We start from the raw sequence: 16823 nt of genomic DNA, 5'->3' as shown, positions 1-16823 counted from the left end.
CTTTCGGCCCAGCCCGGTGAGCTGGGTGAGATCTGTCATCGGCCCTGTTGCAGCCGCGCGCCGACGGTGTGGACGATGACGACGTTCGGGTTCCACGGCACGAGGTCGTCCACCGCCCGCTGGAGCTCGTCGACCGGTGGGAGTTGTTCGGGGCCCAGGATCGAGACGGTCGCGGTATCGCTGTGCAGCGTGACGCCGACGACCTGAGCGCCCGGCGCGTCACCCAGCCAGTCGCGGGTCGCGTCGGCGATCTGTCCGGCCCACAGCGTCGACAGCGAGTTGATCACCATCGGCACGGCGACCAGCACCAGCGCCGCCCCCAGCACGAGGTAGGCCTTGCCCCGACGCCCGGACGGCGCTTCGGCGTCGACGGCGTAGCCCGCGACGACCAGCACGATCGTGGCGGTGAGGATCATCGCCACGACATTGCAGGCGAACAGGACGAACGCACCGAGCGCGAGCGCGGGCGCCTGCGAACCCAGGCACACGCCGACCACCCCCAACGGTGGCACCAGCGAGATCGCGATCGCCACGCCGGGCAGCACGTCACCGACATCGCGGCGGGTGATCGCGACCGCCGCGACCAGGCCGGTCGCCAGCGCGGCGGTCAGGTCCATCAGCTTCGGCGAGGTGCGACCGAGCACCTGCGCGTTCGACAGCACGTTGACCGGATTGGGGAGCAGCTGCGCGAAGAGGAATCCCAGCGCGACGACCACCAGGACGCTGCACCCCACCAGCAGCAGACTGCGCGCCACCAGCGCTCCCCGGCCGGTCACCACACCCAGCGCGACCCCGAGGATCGGCACCGAGAGCGGCGCCACGATCATCGCGCCGATCACCGTGGCGGTGGAGTCACCGATCACGCCGGAGATCGCGATCACGGCCGAGAGCACCAACATGATCCAGAACGCCGACCGTTTCGAGGTGACCGAACCAACCGAGAGATCCAGCTTGTCGGTGAGCTCGTCGAGCGTTCGCCGCTGGTCGGCGGGCACCAGATACGCGGTCATGGGTGCAAACTAGCCGCGAAAACGGACGGGTGGATCATCCGTTGCAGGTGAATTCGGCACGCTGTCCCTTCCCCACCGCGGCCCGCCGAAGAACTGCCCGGCCGTCCTCGCGTCCATGCCCTGCATCGGACTGACACCGGCGGCAGCCCGGAGGCGGGGCTACCGCTACGCATGCCGAACTCCTTCGCCGCGCGGCAAACCAGGACTCAGGGGGCACGATGGCGAAGTCCGGGTGCGTGTCGCTGAGTTGCGAAATACTTGGCCGCGGGTATTGACAGATCGCAAATCCGGAGAAGACTGGATGGACACCGGAACACCGAAAAAGTGCCACGCTGTCGACCGAGACGTCGATCGCCTCCCGTGACATTTCTTCAGGATCTGGCCAAGCCCCCGGCAAGCCAGTCGAATACCGGAGTACTCAGCGACGACTGAGGCTCATGGAGTCGATGGAGACTACCGGGGACTGTTCTGTGTGGGCCCTTCTTCGGCGCACCCGATGGAGCCGCGTCGGGGATCACAGGTCGAGGGTGAGTCGACCGCCCGCGCATCGTGAGACGCACGCCAGCATCGTCCCGGCCGCGTGTTCCTCGGGTGTCAGCACAGTCTCCCGGTGCTCGGGTGTCCCGTCGAGCACGCGGACCACACAGGTGCGGCAGAACCCCTGACGACACGAGTAGGGCTGGTCGGGGCGCACCGCGAGCAGTGCGTCGAGCATGGTCTGGTCGGCGTCGACGGCGATGATCTCACCGGTGCCCGCCAACGCCACCTCGAAGGCCGTGCCGTCGATGACCGGCGCGGGCGAGAACCGCTCGGAATGGAACTCGACACCGGGCATCGTGCGCACGGCCGCGGCGATGGTGGCCGTCATCGGGGTCGGCCCGCAACAGTAGATCGCCGTGTCTTGGTCGACGCCGTCGAGAAGATCTGCCGCACCGGGTATTCCGTGCTCGTCGTCGGTTCGGACGAGCACGCGTCCGGTGAGTTCGTCGAGTTCGTCGAGGAACGGCAGGGTGTCGCGGCTGCGCCCGCAATAGACCAGGGTCCAGGCGATACCGAGGCGATCGGCGGCGCGGGCCATCGCGAGAATCGGGGTGACGCCGATTCCGCCCGCGACGAAGTGCAGGCGTTTCGCCGGTGAGCCGTGTCCGGGCGGGGCGAACGGGAAGGCGTTGCGTGGTCCGCGCAACACCACTTCGGTGCCGACCGGCAGCTCGTCATGGACCTCGATGGACCCGCCGCCCCCGTGCGGGATGCGGCGCACCGCGATGCGGTACTCCGCGACCTGGGCCGGGTCCCCGCACAGCGAGTACTGCCGCAAGCGACCCGAGGGAAGTTCGATGTCGACGTGCGCGCCCGGTGCCCAGCGGGGCAACGGACGGCCATCGGGGGCGCGCAGCCCCAGGGTGATCACGGCCTGGTCCTCGGCCACCAGCGCCCGGTCGGTGACGACCACCGGGAACCGGGCATCGTCGGACCTGGTCGCGATCGGACGGCGGTTGATCAAGGTCGACCAGCGCACCCGCAGGTTGGCGACAGCGTCGAGCACCCGGGTGGTCGGGTCGTGGTCGTGCTTGCCGTACAGGTCCGGCGGGATCACCGTGGGGACCAGGTGCCTGCTCACTGCCCCGCCGCCCTGGCTGCCGGCGACTTGGCCAGGTAGGCGATCGCCTGTTCGGTCGAACCGACCCTGGCCGGGTCGTAGCGCGGGTTGAAGGTGGACAACGCACTCACCAGCAGGGCTGGGATACCCGGTAGCGCGCCACGCCACATCGCGCCCAGGATCTTGCGGATCAGCGTGGGGTAGCCCATGGTCGGCAACGCCGGGTCCTGGTTGACCAGGAATTTGGTGCCGCGCAAGATCAGGCTCACCAGAATCGGAATGACCATGAGCATCATTCCCGCGCGCCGCACATAGCCCGCACCGAAATAGACCGCCACATCATGGGCGACGCTGCGATGTTCGACCTCTTCGGCGCCGTGCCAGCGGAACAGATCGAGCACCCGTGGTTCGGCAGCGTGTCTTTCCAGATCGGCGTTGAGAATCCAGTCACCGAGCCAGGCGAAGAAGTGCTCGAGGCTGGCGATGAAGGTCAACCGTTCGACCAGGCGCGTCTGCGTTTCGCGTGGGCCCAGTTCGCGCGCACCGAGGGAGTTGCGGAAGACGTACTCCATCTGGCGGGTGTAGGGCGCGGTGTCGATGTGGTGCGCCGCCAAGACCTGGTCGAGCACCTTGGCATGGGTTTCGGCGTGCATCGATTCCTGGCCGATGAAGCCGAGCATGGCCTCGCGGACCTTCGCGTCCCGCACGTAGGGCAGGGCGTCCCGATAGGCGGCGCAGAACATCCGCTCACCTTCTGGCAGCAGGAGATTCAGCGAATTGACGACATGGGAGGCGATCGGTTCCGACGGCATCCAGTGCAGCGGCGCGTCGGTCCAGTCGAACGCCACATTGCGCGCTTGCAGGGCGACATCGGGCGCCGGGGCGACTGCCCGGCGGAACGGGCGCTTCATCGTGCCTCCCGCGCGAGGCGAGCGCGGCGGTTGCGCCCCGCGCGCAAGAACCGGCCACTCCCCCAGCGCGCCCCGACACCCGGGGTGACTTCACCGGCACCGAACACCCGGCGACCATTGACCACGGTGGCGACGACCGCCCGGTCGTTGCGGTTGACCATCCGGTCGAGCCCGAATTCCGGCAGCGGCGCTTCCCGCAGCCGGTGCACCTCGTCGTCGAGTCCGGCGGGATCGATGACCACCAGGTCGGCACGGTCCCCTTCGCGCAGGTGGCCCGCGTCGAGTTGGTACCAGTCGGCGAGTTCCCCGGTGAGGCGATGGATCGCGCGCTCGACGCTCAGGAACGGTGTGCCGGCTTCCTGCGCGCGCAGCACACGTTCGAGTAGGCGCAGCCCGAAGTTGTAGAAGGCCATGTTGCGCAGGTGCGCGCCCGCGTCCCCGAATCCCATCTGCACACCCGGGTTGGCGGCGAGCTTGTTCAGGTAGCCGGGCCGGTCGTTGGCGATGGTGGTGCGCCAGCGCAGCGCGGCGCCGTACTCGACGACCAGGTCGAGGTAGGCGTCGACGGGATGCAGGCCCCTGTCCTTGCCGACCTGCCCGATGGACTTCCCGACGACCGATTCGTCAGGGCAGGCGACGATCTCGGCATCGAAGAAATCGCGGTGCCAGATGCGCGGGGTGAACTTGTTGTCGTACTGCTTGCGGAACCAGCGGCGATAGTCCTCGCTCCGCAGCAGCTCATTGCGTTCGACCTGGTCTTTGAGGTGCAATGCCGCCGCCCCGGCGCCGAACTCCTCGAACACGACCAGATCGATGCCGTCGGCGTACACGGTGAACGGCACCGGCAGATGCTGCCAGCGGAAATCGGTGCGGGCGAACCGATTCAGCAGCGGGGCGGCGTAGAGCATGAACCACACCAGGGGCGGGTACGCCTTGGAGTCGGCGGCCGACAGCAGCGACGTGCGCAGTGCGCGACGGCCGATCCCGGAGCTGGCGAGGAAGAATTTGGCGATGTTGGGCCGCAGGCTCACCGTCGGCGCGCTCTGCAGAATGCGGCCCCGCCTGCGCAGCACTCGGTTGAGCGCGCGCACTTCCTTGCCGCGGGTGTAGGTCGAGGGCAGTGAGCGCGACCGGTATTCGGTGCCATCGATCTTGTCGAGCGGGTTCGACATCGACGACAGCCCGAGGAAGCCCTCGTCGATCGCCTCGTCGAGCAGCGTGGTCATCTGCGTGATCTCGGCCGCGGTCGGTGTGGTGTCGCGGGTGACCGCGCGCCCGAGCCCCAGGACATGGGTCCGCAGATCGGAGTGGCCGAGGAAGGCGGCGACATTGGGGCCCAGCGGCAACGCGTCGAGCGCCTTGGCGTACTCGCCGGGGCTCGACCAGGTGCGTCGTGCGTCGAGGGCATCGTGCACCGCCGCACGGGGCACGGCTTCGACCCGGCTGAACAGATCAGCGCAATCGGCGTTGGAGGCCAGGACCGTCGACAGGGAGCAGTTGCCGACGACGACCGTGGTCACGCCGTGGCGCAGCGACTCGGAGAGCTCCGGTTTGACCAGCAGCTCGGCGTCGTAGTGGGTGTGCACGTCGACGAAGCCGGGCAGCACCCATTTGCCCGCCGCGTCGATCACCTCGGTGTCGGGACCGATGGGCAGTGCGGCGGTGGTGACGGCTTCGACGATGCCGTCACGAATCCCGATATGGCGTTGGGCGGGTGCGGCGCCGGTGCCGTCGAACCAGGTGCCGCCGGTGACGACGAGGTCGAAGTCGAGCATGGGTTCGTCTCTCATTCTTCGTTACTTCGGCTGGGCCTGGATGAACGCGTCGGCGTGCTCGGCGATCGCGGCGGGATCGGAGTAGGGCAGCCAGTGCCCGCGTGGCAGGTCGTGGCGCACGACCCGCTCGGCCCACCGCGCGGTGTCGTCGTAACCGGCCGGGCGCACGGCGATGTCCCGGGTGTTGACCAGCAACTGCACCGGCACGGTGGTGAACCGTTCCCGAGGGCCGAACATGCGCGCGAGGATGTTGGCCTTGTAGAAGCGCAGCCCCGAGATCATGTCCTGTTTGATGGTGGGCGCCAGCGAGATCTGCTCGGCGGGAATGCCCTCGACCAGTCGCAGGAACAGTTTCCACACCCGTTCAGTGCCGACGAGGCGGAAGAACAGGCCGGGCAGGACCGGCAGCATGAAAAAGGTGGTGTAGGCCGAGGACAGGCACTGGCTGAGCGTCCCCCACAGCCCGCGCGGGGTCCCCGACCGCACGCCGCGGCGCATCCAGGTGCTCAGGTGGTCCAGATTCGGGCCCGAGATCGAGGTGAACGACGCGACGTACTGGCTCGCACCGGGTTCACACACCGCTTCCCAGACCTGGACCGACCCCCAGTCGTGGGCCACGACGTGTACGGGTTCGGTGGGGCTGACGGCCTCGACCACGGCGAAGAAGTCGGTCGCGAGGCGGCTGAGCTGGTAGGCCGACACCGGAGTCGGCGCGCTGGATTCTCCGTACCCGCGGGTGTCGTAGGCGATCACCCGGTACCGATCCGAGAGCAGCGGGACGACGCCGTCCCAGAGGTGGTGGGTGTCGGGCCAGCCGTGCACCAGTACCACCGGTACACCGTCTTCGGGACCGAATTCGTATACCGCGAGCGAGATATCGCCGTTGTGCACCCGGTGCGTTCGGTCAGGCACTGACCGAGGGGCGACCTGACCGGTTTCGCGCGTCATCGAGATTCCTTCCAGCACGGCGCGCCGATGCGCCGTCCACCTTCGACAGTACCGGCAGTACTATTTACTGATACCGGTAGTACTGCGAATATCTTCGTGATCGACCGCACCGCTGTCAACCACGCAGGCCCGATTCCTCGACGCCCTCCGGCACACGCCCGCCGGGCCTGCGCGCGGCGCCGTTATCCTGGCTCTACGCGCCATCGCGGGATCAGGGAGAACAGTGACCACATCGTCTGGGCGGACCCGCCGGTCCCCCGCGCGCACGCTGACTCGCGAACAGGTCGTCGCGGGCGCGGTGCGATGCATCGACCGCGACGGACCGCAGATGAGCATGGGCGCGGTGGCCGGTGAGATGGGCGTGGCCAAGCCACGCCTGTACCGCATGTTCACCGACAAATCCGACCTCGACGGTGCCGTGTCGGACTGGCTGGTGGCGCAGATCTACACCGCGGTCGCGCCGGACCTGTCGCTGATCATGCAGCCGCCGCAGGCGACCATTCACCGGTTCCTCAGCGCCTACGCCGAGGTGATCGCCGCGCATCCGAACGTATTCCGGTTTCTCGTGCTCACCCAGAGCTCATCGGGTGCGGACCCCTCGGCCCGGCCCCTCGACATCGGCCGACGCCTCTCGCACGACCTCGCCGAGCGCAGTCGCAGCGTCCTGTCCTCGGTCGCCATCGATACCGACGGTATCGATCACCTGCTCCGCGGCATCGTCGGTTTCGTCGTCGCCGTCACCGACCTGTGGCTCGACACCGACCCCGTGCCCCGACCGCAGCCGACGAAGATCTTCGTCGACCGCACGACGAATGCCGTCTGCCAGCTGGTCGACGGCTTCCTGCGCGAGAAGGGCGTCGTCACCAAGCCCGACATGTCCGTGGCCGCGACCCTCGCCACCATCACCGCCGCGTCCACGACCCACGAGTAGCGGGCCGGCGCACGGGTCGGTCCGCTCAGATTCAGGGCCTCGCCGCGGTGATCTGGGTCAGCAGGCATTGCCATCGGCCGTCGATCCGGGTGAAGGCGTCGGTGGTCCATTCGTCGGCGTCGAAGCGAGTGCCCTGGTAGTGGGCGGTGTTGGTGGCCCGCGTGGTCAGCAGGACGACTTCGCCGTGTCGGCGGATTCTGGGGTCGCCGACCCGTTGCATGTCCGAGTGGGTGAGGTCGCCCGAGCGGACGAATCCAAGGAATCGCTCGGCGGTGGTGAGGCCGTTCTCGGAGACCATGACCCACTCGTCGGCCATGAACGCGCCGATCCGGTCGGCGTCGTTGGCGACGATCGCGGCCATCCACTCGTCGAGCACCGTCACGAGCTGGTCGTCGACCGATCGATCGGCAGTGGGGCGTGTTGTCATGAATCCGACGGTAGGCCGGATCGAGCCGTCTGGTCTTGGACGAATGGAACGGCGGCCGGACACGCGCGTGTCCGGCCGCCGTCCACTCGGCTCACTCGGAACGGTCTCGGATCGCGGTGATGATCGCGGAGAAATCCTTGCCCGTATCGGTCTGGTTGAACTGCTGGTAGATCGCCGCGGCGAGTTCGCCGAGCCGGCCGTCGATACCGTTGGCACGCAGGGCGTTCGCGGCCAGGGTCAGGTCCTTCGACATCAGCGCGGTGGCGAAACCGGGCTGATAGTCGTTGTTGGCCGGGCTGGCGGGGACCGGTCCGGGAACCGGGCAGTAGCTGGTCAGCGCCCAGCTCTGGCCCGAGGCGGTGGAAACCACGTCGAAGAACGACTGGTGACTCAACCCGAGTCGTTCACCGAGCACCAGCGCTTCCGACAGGCCGATCATCGAGATGCCGAGCAGCATGTTGTTGCAGATCTTGGCGGCCTGTCCCACACCGGCACCACCGCAGTGGACGACCTTGCCGCCCAAAACGTTCAGGATCTCCGCGGCATCGGCGAAGTCGTCTTCGGCACCACCGACCATGAAGGTGAGGGTGCCCGCCGTGGCTCCGGCGACACCACCGGAGACCGGCGCGTCCAACGGGCGATGACCGGCTGAGACCGCCAGTGCGGCAGCGGCTTTGGCATCGGCGACGTCGATGGTGGAACTGTCGATGAACAGCGTGCCCGGCGCCGCCGCGGGCAGCAGCTCGGCGTAGACGTCGAGCACGAGTTTGCCGTTGGGCAGCATCGTGATCACCACGTCGCGGCCGACGGCGGCCTCGGCCGCGGTGGCCACCACGGTCGCACCGTCGGCCCGCGCCTGCTCTTGCGCGGCGGGCACGGGATCGAAGGCGAGCACGTCATAGCCCGCCTCGACCAGGTTGGCCGCCATGGGTGCGCCCATGTGACCCAGACCGAGGAAACCGATCTTCTTCGTCATCGCCGTACCTCCGGTGTGGTCGAACCCAGTTCCTTCGCGCCCAGCTCGGTGAAGTACGCCGCGACCTGCTCGTCGGTGACCTCGGCGAGGGTGGCGGGCCGCCACTGGGGATTGCGGTCCTTGTCGATCACCTGGGCGCGGATACCCTCGACCAGGTCGTGCGAGGCCAGGGTGGCGATCGAGACCCGGTACTCCTGATCGAGCACCGCCGCCAGACTCGGCAGCTCACGCGCGGCGCGCAGCGCCCGCAGGGTGACCTTCAGCGAGACAGGCGATTTCGCGAGCAGGTCACCGGCGGCGTCGGCGGCCTTCGAAGCGCTGTCGGCCTGCAGCCGGGCGGCGATCTCCTCGACGGTGTCCGCGCTGTAGCAGGCGTCGATCCAGCTCTGCTGGGCGAGCAGGTCCGAGGCGGGTGCGGCCTGGGCGAACTTCGCGATGGCCTCGTCTACGTCGGCGGTGCGCAATGCGTCGAGCAACTCGGGAATGGCGTCGCTGGGCACGTAGTAGTCGGCGAAGCCTGCGGCGATGGCGTCGCCCGCGCTCATCCGCGCGGTGGTCAGCGCGACGTGGGTGCCGAGTTCACCCGGCGCGCGCGAGAGCAGATACGTGCCACCGACATCGGGCACGAATCCGATACCGACCTCGGGCATTCCGATCTTGGACCGCTCGGTCACGATGCGATGGCTGCCGTGCGCGGACAGCCCGACTCCGCCGCCCATCACGATGCCGTCCATGATCACCACATACGGCTTCGGGTAGTTCCCGATCAGCGCGTTGAGCAGGTACTCGTCCCGCCAGAACCGTCCGGTCGGCGAATCAGCGCCCGCGGTGCCGGTTTTCGCGTCGGCGTGGATGGCCACGATGTCTCCACCAGCGCACAGCCCCCGCTCCCCCGCGCCGGCGACCACCACGGCGCGTACCGCATCGTCCTCGGCCCAGGACCGCAGCGCGTCGGTGATGGCCAGTGTCATCGAATGATTCAGCGCGTTGATCGCCTTGGGCCGATTCAAGGTGATCGAGCCCAGCCCGTCGCGCAGCTCGATCAACACCTCGGGTTCGTCGGTCATGCCGCTCCTGTCAGCGCGCGGGCGACAACCACCCGCATGATTTCATTGGTGCCCTCGAGAATCTGGTGCACCCGTAGATCACGCACGATCTTCTCCAGACCGTACTCGTGCAGATAGCCGTAACCACCGTGCAATTGCAGTGCCTTGTTGGCCACCTCGAAACCCACGTCGGTGGCGAATCGCTTGGCCATCGCGCACAAGGCCACCTTGTCCGGCGCCCCCTCGTCCAGCGCCGCGGCGGCCCGCCACAGCAGTGTCCTGGCCGCTTCCAGTTCGGTGGCCATGTCCGCGAGGTCGAACCGCAGCGCGTCGTTGCGGATCAAGGATTGACCGAAAGCGTGGCGTTCGGAGAGGTAGGCGACCGTCTTCTCCAGAGCCGCCTGCGCACCGCCGATCGAGCACGCCGCGATGTTGAGACGGCCACTGTTGAGGCCGTTCATCGCGATCGAGAAGCCGTCGCCCTCCGCACCGAGGCGGTTGGCCACCGGGACGCGCGCGTCCTCCAGGATCACCTGACGGGTCGGCTGCGCGTTCCAGCCCATCTTCTTCTCGTTCGGCCCCACCGACAGACCCGGTGTGTCGGCCGGCACGATCAGCGCCGAAATGCCGCGTGGCCCTTCGCCACCGGTGCGCACCATCATCACGTAGAGGTCGTTGGCACCCGCACCGGAGATGAACTGCTTGGCACCGGTCAGCACGTAGTCGTCGCCGTCGCGCACGGCCTTGGTGGTCAAGGCCGCCGCATCCGAACCGACGCCGGGCTCGGTGAGCGCGTAACTGCCGAGCAGTTCCATCGACGCCATCCCGGGCACCCACCGACGGCGTTGCCATTCGGTGCCGTACTCGTCGATCATCCACGTCGCCATGTTGTGGATGGAGATGTAGGCCGCGACCGAGGGGCAGCCCGTGGCGAGCTGCTCGAAGATCCGGACCGCGTCGAGTCTGCGCAGGTCGGAGCCGCCGACATCGTCACCGACGCAGATACCGCCGAACCCGACCGGTCCCGCCTTGCGCAGGACGTCGACCGGAAAGTGTTTGCGCTCATCCCATTCCAACGCGTTCGGCGCGAGGAATTCGTCGGCGAACTGGCGCGCGGTCGCACCGATCGCGCGCTCGTCGTCGTTGAGGGTGAACATCGGGTCAGTCCATCGTCGGGATGACGAAGGCGTTGGTCTCCTTCAGCCCCGCGGGCCAACGCTGCGTCACCGTCTTGGTCTTGGTGTAGAAGCGAATCGAATCCGGGCCGTGCTGATTGAGATCGCCGAAGCCCGAACGCTTCCACCCACCGAAGGTGTAGTAGGCGATCGGCACCGGGATCGGGACATTGATGCCGACCATGCCGACCTGCACCCTGGCCGCGAAATCGCGCGCGGTGTCACCGTCGCGGGTGAAGATGGCGACACCATTGCCGTACTCGTGTTCATCGGCCAACCGCAGCGCCGCTTCGTAATCGGCGGCGCGGACCACGGTCACCACGGGGCCGAAGATCTCTTCCTTGTAGACGCGCATGTCGGCGGTGACCCGGTCGAACAAGGTCGCACCGACGAAGTAGCCGTCCTCGGCACCATCGACGGTCAATCCGCGACCGTCGACAACCAGTTCGGCGCCCTCATCGATACCGATCTGGACGTAGTCGGTAACCCGGTCCACGCCATCACGCCCGACCAGCGGACCGAAGTCGGCGCCGGGATCATCGGAACGACCCACATTGAGCTTGTGGACGCGTTCGGTCAGCTTGGCGACCAACCGATCAGCGGTCTCCTCCCCCACCGGCACCGCCACCGAGATCGCCATGCATCGCTCACCCGCGGACCCGTAGCCCGCGCCGATGAGCTGATCGGCGACATCATCGAGATCGGCGTCGGGCATCACGATCGCGTGGTTCTTCGCGCCACCGAAACACTGCGCCCGCTTACCGTTGGCGGTCGCGGTCTCATAGATGTACTGCGCGATCGGGGTCGACCCGACGAACCCGACGGCCTTGATCCGCGGATCGTGCAGGATCGCGTCCACCGCTTCCTTGCCACCGTTGACCACGTTGAACACCCCCGGCGGCAACCCCGCCTCGAGGAACAGCTCAGCCAACCGCAGCGGCACCGACGGGTCACGCTCGGAGGGCTTGAGCACGAACGCGTTGCCACACGCCAGCGCGGGGCCCGCCTTCCACAGCGGGATCATCGCCGGGAAGTTGAACGGCGTGATACCGGCGACCACGCCGAGCGGCTGGCGCATCGAGTACACGTCGATGCCGGCACCAGCGCTCTCGCTGTATTCGCCCTTGAGCAGATGCGGGATACCGATCGCGAACTCGATCACCTCGAGCCCTCGCTGAATGTCGCCCTTGGCGTCAGCGATCGTCTTGCCGTGCTCCGAGGACAGCAGGGCAGCCAGGCTGTCCATCTCGTCGTTGACCAAGCTCAGGAACTTCATCAGCACCCGAGCCCGCTTCTGCGGATTGAACGCCGCCCACACCAGCTGAGCTTCGGCCGCGTTGGCGATCACGGCCTCGACCTCGGCGGTGTTCGCCAACGGCACCCGGGCCTGGACCTGCCCGATGTTGGGATCGAAGACATCACCGAACGCGCCCGAAGCGCCCTTGACGTGCTGACCACCGATGAAGTGAGTGAGTTCGCGAACCATGCCAGTCCTACTCCGTTGCTGTCGGTACGCCGAGCGCACAGGTGACAGGGAGACCAATAGTTGGATGTCCTATCAATTGGACATCGCAGACCGCCACTTGTCAATGCCCGACCGGCGTCATAGCCGACACGTCGGCGAGCGAGGCCGATCACAAGCCGTAGCACTCGACGCGCCGGCCGCGATGAGCCGTGCGACGGACTGGACTCGGGAAGGACATCTCAGATGGCAGGACGACACAGGGCAGTGAGCAAGCGTCGCAAGGCATTGCAGGGACTTCCCGTCGCGGTGGCACTGCCCGCGGCGATCGCCTTCGGCGTGGGCCCCGGTGCCGCGCAGGCCGCGCAGGTGCAGACCGTCACGCACACGCCCGACGCGCAGGAGCCCACGGCCGCCGTGCCGGAGCACGCGCACATCGCGCCGGACCACGCGGTCATCCCGCCGGAGCGCGCGATCGCCGCGACGGCCGCTCCGATCGCTGACGACTTCACCGAAGACTCAGCCGAATACCTTGCGGCACAGCCGATCTCCAGCGCATGGCAGCCCGCCGTCACGGCGCCCGTCGCGCGGCCGGCAGCTGCGGTCGCCCCCTTGGCCGCCCAGCCGGTGGCCGCCGCGGCGCCGATCGCCAGCCCGGAGGAGAACGCCACCTACCTCGGCTCGACCGCGGGCCAGGTGATCGGCGGCATCACCGGCGTCGCCCTCGGTGTGGCGGGCGGCACCGCCCTGGCCACCCCGCTGGCCCTGCCCACCGGAGGTCTGAGCGTGCCGGTCGGCGCGGTCGCCGGTGGCGTCATCGGCGGCGTGGTCGGCACCTACGCCGGGTACTACACGGGCGCCTACCTCGGGACGCTGGTCGCCCAGCAGGCACCGCACCTCATTCCCCACGTGCTGCCCTGACCTCAGCGTTCGAACTGAGCGCGCTTGTGGTCCCCGAAGGGCTCGTCGCGCTCCCGCACCGCCTCGCGGAAACCGACCGTCGCGGCGCGCGTCTGGAAGGCGTACCCCTCGCGGGTGTGGCGCGAGACGCCGTCGAAGGCGGTGCTGATCATGGCCGAGTTGGCGACGCCCTGGGCGTTGAGCGCGGCGTTGAGCGCCAGCTTGGTCATCATCAACTGGTTCACCGGCATCCGGGCGATCCGCGCGACCAAAGCCTCGGTGCGTTCGTCGAGTTCGGCGGCCGGGCAGGACTCGACCGCCAGACCCCATTCGGCCGCCTGCGCGCCGCTGATGCAGTCGCCGGTGAACAGCAGTCGCTTGGCACGCTGATCGCCCAGTCGATGCGCCCACAGGCCCGCGGCCGGAACGCCCCAGGTCCGGGTGGGCGGGTAGCCGATCTTGGTGTCGTCGGCGCAGATGATCTGGTCGGCGTGCAGGGCGATGTCGGTGCCGCCGGCGATGGCGAAGCCGTGCAGTTTGGCGACGGTCGGCTTGTTCGCGTGCAGGAGGCTGGCGAATCCCTTGGTGAACCGGCTCATCATCGCGTAGTCGATCATCGGATCCCAGACACCGTGCGGATTGTGGTTGACCGCGTTGACGACCGGATCGAGCACCGTGCCGGCGACCTCGTCCGGCCCGTCGACACCGCCGAAACCCTGCTCGGCGAACAGGTCGAGGTCGTAGCCGCCACAGAATCCCTTGCCGCGCCCGGAGACCAGGATGACGTGCACGCGCGGATCGAGATCGGCGCGTTCGACCGCGTGCGCGAGGTCGCGCGGAGTGTGCGGGGTGATCGCGTTGCCCCGCTCCGGCCGGTTGAAGGTGATCCGGGCGATCCGACCGTCACGCTCGTAGGTCAGCGTGGAGTACTCGTGGTCGAAGTCGGGTTCCGGACGGTGCCGCCACGGCGAGTCGGGCCCTTCGGTCCAGTTCTCGTACCACGCCGCGGGGCGGTCGCCGGGGTTGCTGCTGTTCGACACGATGGGTCCCTTCGGATCGGCCGGGAATGGACCGAGCATGACGGACCGGACGATTGACAGTCAATAGTGACTGTGAAATTCTCGGCCGCACGGTCGACCAACCAGAGAGGCCGCCAGTGACATCGCGCGAAGCACAGCGGCAGGCCACCAGGGCCCGCATCCTCGACACGGCGATCGATCTGCTGATCCGCCGCGGCTACCCGGCGCTGACCACCGTCGCGGTACAGGACGCCGCCGACCTCAGCCGCGGCGCGCTGCTCCACCACTTCCCCACGGTCGCCGCCCTGACGAAAGCACTGGTCGAGACCCTCGTGCACCGCAACGAACTAGCCGCCCGCGCCGCCGCCGACCGCCTCGGCCCCGACACCGACCCGCTGGACCGCGCCCTCGCGGCCCTCTACGAATCCATGACCCGCCCCTCGGCCCAGGCCGAACTCGAACTCTGGGCCGCCGCCCGCACCGATCCCGAACTGGCCGCCGCCCTCGAACAAGCCGAACGCGCCGCGGGCCGCGACCTGTACCGCGTGGTCGACGACCTGTTCGGCCCCGACATCGTCGCCCACCCCCGCTACCCCACCATCCGCAACCTGACGATCACCGTCCTGCGCGGCACGGTCGCCTCCCGCGTCCTGCGCACCTCCGACACCTCGGTCCGCACCACCCTGCGCGAATGGGCCGACATCATCCGCCTGCTGCTCACCGAGGAATCGACGTCCAGCGGCGACGCGCCCGAATCGGCAGGGCGAACCGCGGATTCGTGAACTCACCAGCCGAACCGAGCATCGGCGGCGGGTCGCGCCCTCTCGCGCCGGACCAGCTCCGCGATCCAGGTCGGGGCGAACGGCAAAGGTTCAGTCCGGGTGGCGACGGGTCTCAGACGAGGGCGGCGCGACGGCGGACGTAGTCGATGACCTCCTCGGCGTAGGTCGATTCGTCCAGTTCCGCGAGGGCGGTGTGCAGTGCGGCGATCGCCTCGTCGAGCTGAGCGGTCGGGCCGTGGTCGGCGAGCAGGACGACGATGGCCTCCCTGGTGCCGAGAGTGGGGTTCGAGTCGGCGAGCAGTTCGTGGAGGTAGCCGTCGGGTTCGAGCAGGCGCAGCGCTCGGCGGGCGTAGGCGTGGACACGGCGGGGCAGGTCGGCGCGAATGGTGTCGACGTCGGCTTGCAGGGCGGGGTTGCCCGCACGGGTCGGGTCGACGCGGAGAGACCACGGGTCGGTGAGGTCGGCGGGCAGGGCGCGTTCGTCGATCAGGCCGGGCCCGATGGCCTGTTCGAGTGGGGTCGGTGGCAGGCCGAGCGTGGTGTTGCGCCAGGTGGCGAATTCCCACCAGGCGGTGGGGGTGGCGGCCAGACCGAGGCCGAAGCGCAGGATCTGGTGGCCGTCGGTCCAGGTGCGCACGATCCTGGTGCGCCGGACCGAGGCGACACCACCCGGCGCGACCCGCACCCACGTGGCCTCGCTGCCGTCGAATCCGTAGGGCTGCAGGAGTTTTCCCACATCACGCGTCAAGCGGCGTAGCGCCGAGTCCGGTCCGACCATGTCGACAGACTAGAGACACCTACCGACATGACTCCGCCGTCTACGTGGAACCCACTGTCTGGATCCGCCATGCGACCCGCTGACCGAGTCAGCTCGTGGCCGCCGCGGTGATGACGGTGGCGACGGCCTCGGGCTGGGAGACCAGGGAGGCGTGGGAGGCGGGGATCTCGGTGGTGGTGGCGCCGATCCGGTCGGCCATGAAGCGCTGGGATGCGGGCGGGATCACCTGGTCGGCGCCGGAGACGAGGTACCAGCTGGGCAGTCGGGTCCACGCGGCCGGACCGGAGGGCTCGATGTTGGCCGCGACGGCGATGGAGCGCTGGTGGGCGATCATGTCGGCGGCGGTGGCATCGCTGACGTCCGGCGCGAACACTTCGTGGAAGTACGCGGGGTCGACGTAGCCGTCGAGGTTCTTGCCGTCGATACCCTGCGGGTCCTCGACGACGGCCAGCTGCAGGACCGGTGGCAGCAGACGGCTACCGGGGAACCTGATCGGGTCGAGCAACAACTGGGCGGGTTCGCCCTGTTCGGGGGCGAAGCCGGCGATATAGACCAGCGCGGTCACATCGGGGTCCTCGACATTGGTGATCACCGCGCCGCCATAGGAGTGCCCGACCAGCACGATCGGCCCGTCGATCCCGGCGATCGCGCGTTCGACGGCAGCGGCGTCATTGGCCGGGCCGCGCAGTGGATTGTCCGGCACGACAACGTGATAGCCGTCCGCGCGCAGGTTCGCCGCGACGCCGTCCCAGCTGGTGGTGTCGGCGAAGGCGCCGTGCACCAGCACCACGGTAGGGGTCTCGGCGGCCGAGGCGGGCGCGGCCGCGCTCAGCGCCCCCGCGCCGAGTCCGACGGCGACGAGCACCGCCATGATCGATCGGATCCCGTTCATGTGAGTTCCTCTCCTACCGCGTGAAACGCACCGTCCGAGTCGAACGACTGCGGTGATCAGGTCGAGCCGGAGTCTGCACGATGGCGATGCCGACGACCGCCGCGTACCAGTATCGTCGGCACACGATTCGGGGTGTCAGCAGACCCCGTGTCACACTCCGCGCTCGTGTTTCGTCTCCTCGGCAGATCCTT

Annotated in this window: 16 protein-coding genes; 3 read left to right on the top strand and 13 right to left on the bottom strand. The window is 68.3% G+C overall.

The genetic code is table 11. The features are described 5' to 3' along the window. Positions 1-35: 35 nt before the first annotated feature. From BOX37_RS05760 to BOX37_RS05740, 5 genes are all read right to left on the bottom strand, one after another. Positions 36-1010, bottom strand: a complete 975-nt coding sequence (locus BOX37_RS05760; protein WP_071926731.1) for a DUF389 domain-containing protein — start codon at positions 1008-1010, stop codon at positions 36-38. 514 nt (positions 1011-1524) lie between these two features. Beyond that, entirely contained in the window at positions 1525-2631 is a 1107-nt protein-coding gene (locus BOX37_RS05755; protein WP_071926730.1) for a PDR/VanB family oxidoreductase, read from the bottom strand. Beyond that, positions 2628-3521 carry a metal-dependent hydrolase gene (locus tag BOX37_RS05750; protein ID WP_071926729.1) on the bottom strand — a complete coding sequence of 298 codons (894 nt, stop codon included), beginning with the start codon at positions 3519-3521 and terminating at the stop codon, positions 2628-2630. The genes BOX37_RS05755 and BOX37_RS05750 overlap by 4 nt, the downstream gene beginning before the upstream one ends. Further along, positions 3518-5296, bottom strand: a complete 1779-nt coding sequence (locus tag BOX37_RS05745) for an N-acyl-D-amino-acid deacylase family protein (RefSeq protein ID WP_071926728.1) — start codon at positions 5294-5296, stop codon at positions 3518-3520. The genes BOX37_RS05750 and BOX37_RS05745 overlap by 4 nt, the downstream gene beginning before the upstream one ends. A 21-nt stretch (positions 5297-5317) precedes the next feature. Beyond that, positions 5318-6244: an alpha/beta fold hydrolase gene (locus BOX37_RS05740; RefSeq protein WP_071931214.1), complete on the bottom strand. Its 927-nt coding sequence runs from the start codon at positions 6242-6244 to the stop codon at positions 5318-5320. 223 nt (positions 6245-6467) lie between these two features. On the opposite strand from BOX37_RS05740, the gene BOX37_RS05735 reads away from it, so the two are divergent. Then, entirely contained in the window at positions 6468-7175 is a 708-nt protein-coding gene (locus tag BOX37_RS05735) for a TetR/AcrR family transcriptional regulator (RefSeq protein ID WP_071926727.1), read from the top strand. Positions 7176-7206: 31 nt separating this feature from the next. Here the strand turns inward: BOX37_RS05735 and BOX37_RS05730 are convergent, their stop codons facing one another. From BOX37_RS05730 to BOX37_RS05710, 5 genes are all read right to left on the bottom strand, one after another. Further along, the gene (locus BOX37_RS05730; protein ID WP_071926726.1) at positions 7207-7602 is read right to left on the bottom strand and encodes a nuclear transport factor 2 family protein; all 396 of its coding nucleotides are present in this window, start codon (positions 7600-7602) and stop codon (positions 7207-7209) included. Positions 7603-7693: 91 nt separating this feature from the next. Continuing rightward, entirely contained in the window at positions 7694-8578 is an 885-nt protein-coding gene (gene mmsB / locus BOX37_RS05725) for a 3-hydroxyisobutyrate dehydrogenase (RefSeq protein WP_071926725.1), read from the bottom strand. Further along, positions 8575-9645 (bottom strand): enoyl-CoA hydratase/isomerase family protein, encoded by a 1071-nt coding sequence (locus tag BOX37_RS05720; RefSeq protein ID WP_071926724.1) that lies wholly within the window; start codon positions 9643-9645, stop codon positions 8575-8577. The genes mmsB and BOX37_RS05720 overlap by 4 nt, the downstream gene beginning before the upstream one ends. Then, entirely contained in the window at positions 9642-10781 is a 1140-nt protein-coding gene (locus BOX37_RS05715) for an acyl-CoA dehydrogenase family protein (RefSeq protein ID WP_071926723.1), read from the bottom strand. The genes BOX37_RS05720 and BOX37_RS05715 overlap by 4 nt, the downstream gene beginning before the upstream one ends. A 4-nt stretch (positions 10782-10785) precedes the next feature. Beyond that, entirely contained in the window at positions 10786-12285 is a 1500-nt protein-coding gene (locus BOX37_RS05710; RefSeq protein ID WP_071926722.1) for a CoA-acylating methylmalonate-semialdehyde dehydrogenase, read from the bottom strand. A 222-nt stretch (positions 12286-12507) separates the two neighbouring features. Between BOX37_RS05710 and BOX37_RS05705 the strand changes: the two genes are divergently transcribed. Then, positions 12508-13182, top strand: coding sequence for a hypothetical protein (locus BOX37_RS05705; RefSeq protein ID WP_156910275.1), 675 nt, complete (start codon positions 12508-12510; stop codon positions 13180-13182). A gap of 2 nt (positions 13183-13184) precedes the next feature. On the opposite strand, the gene BOX37_RS05700 is transcribed toward BOX37_RS05705, so the two are convergent. Then, a complete protein-coding gene (locus tag BOX37_RS05700) occupies positions 13185-14201 on the bottom strand; it encodes a crotonase/enoyl-CoA hydratase family protein (RefSeq protein ID WP_240505217.1) in 1017 nt (338 codons plus the stop codon). A gap of 116 nt (positions 14202-14317) precedes the next feature. On the opposite strand from BOX37_RS05700, the gene BOX37_RS05695 reads away from it, so the two are divergent. Further along, a complete protein-coding gene (locus tag BOX37_RS05695; protein ID WP_071926719.1) occupies positions 14318-14962 on the top strand; it encodes a TetR/AcrR family transcriptional regulator in 645 nt (214 codons plus the stop codon). Between the two features lie 112 nt (positions 14963-15074). Here BOX37_RS05695 and BOX37_RS33700 read toward each other — a convergent pair whose 3' ends face one another. After that, entirely contained in the window at positions 15075-15740 is a 666-nt protein-coding gene (locus BOX37_RS33700; protein WP_071926718.1) for a hypothetical protein, read from the bottom strand. An 88-nt stretch (positions 15741-15828) separates the two neighbouring features. Then, positions 15829-16632: an alpha/beta fold hydrolase gene (locus BOX37_RS05685; protein ID WP_071926717.1), complete on the bottom strand. Its 804-nt coding sequence runs from the start codon at positions 16630-16632 to the stop codon at positions 15829-15831. Between the last annotated feature and the right edge of the window lie 191 nt (positions 16633-16823).

It is taken from the genome of Nocardia mangyaensis (assembly GCF_001886715.1).
In the GTDB taxonomy this organism is placed as follows: Bacteria; Actinomycetota; Actinomycetes; order Mycobacteriales; family Mycobacteriaceae; genus Nocardia; species Nocardia mangyaensis.
This window is presented reverse-complemented; position numbering and strand designations above follow the sequence as displayed.

Bases quoted from the DNA above. Each gene is read 5' to 3' on its own strand.
- BOX37_RS05760 (WP_071926731.1), bottom strand. From the start codon at position 1,010: ATGACCGCGTATCTGGTGCCCGCCGACCAGCGGCGAACGCTCGACGAG.
- BOX37_RS05750 (WP_071926729.1), bottom strand. From the start codon at position 3,521: ATGAAGCGCCCGTTCCGCCGGGCAGTCGCCCCGGCGCCCGATGTCGCC.
- BOX37_RS05745 (WP_071926728.1), bottom strand. From the start codon at position 5,296: ATGCTCGACTTCGACCTCGTCGTCACCGGCGGCACCTGGTTCGACGGC.
- BOX37_RS05740 (WP_071931214.1), bottom strand. From the start codon at position 6,244: ATGACGCGCGAAACCGGTCAGGTCGCCCCTCGGTCAGTGCCTGACCGA.
- BOX37_RS05730 (WP_071926726.1), bottom strand. From the start codon at position 7,602: ATGACAACACGCCCCACTGCCGATCGATCGGTCGACGACCAGCTCGTG.
- mmsB (WP_071926725.1), bottom strand. From the start codon at position 8,578: ATGACGAAGAAGATCGGTTTCCTCGGTCTGGGTCACATGGGCGCACCC.
- BOX37_RS05720 (WP_071926724.1), bottom strand. From the start codon at position 9,645: ATGACCGACGAACCCGAGGTGTTGATCGAGCTGCGCGACGGGCTGGGC.
- BOX37_RS05715 (WP_071926723.1), bottom strand. From the start codon at position 10,781: ATGTTCACCCTCAACGACGACGAGCGCGCGATCGGTGCGACCGCGCGC.
- BOX37_RS05710 (WP_071926722.1), bottom strand. From the start codon at position 12,285: ATGGTTCGCGAACTCACTCACTTCATCGGTGGTCAGCACGTCAAGGGC.
- BOX37_RS05705 (WP_156910275.1), top strand. From the start codon at position 12,508: ATGGCAGGACGACACAGGGCAGTGAGCAAGCGTCGCAAGGCATTGCAG.
- BOX37_RS33700 (WP_071926718.1), bottom strand. From the start codon at position 15,740: ATGGTCGGACCGGACTCGGCGCTACGCCGCTTGACGCGTGATGTGGGA.
- BOX37_RS05685 (WP_071926717.1), bottom strand. From the start codon at position 16,632: ATGAACGGGATCCGATCGATCATGGCGGTGCTCGTCGCCGTCGGACTC.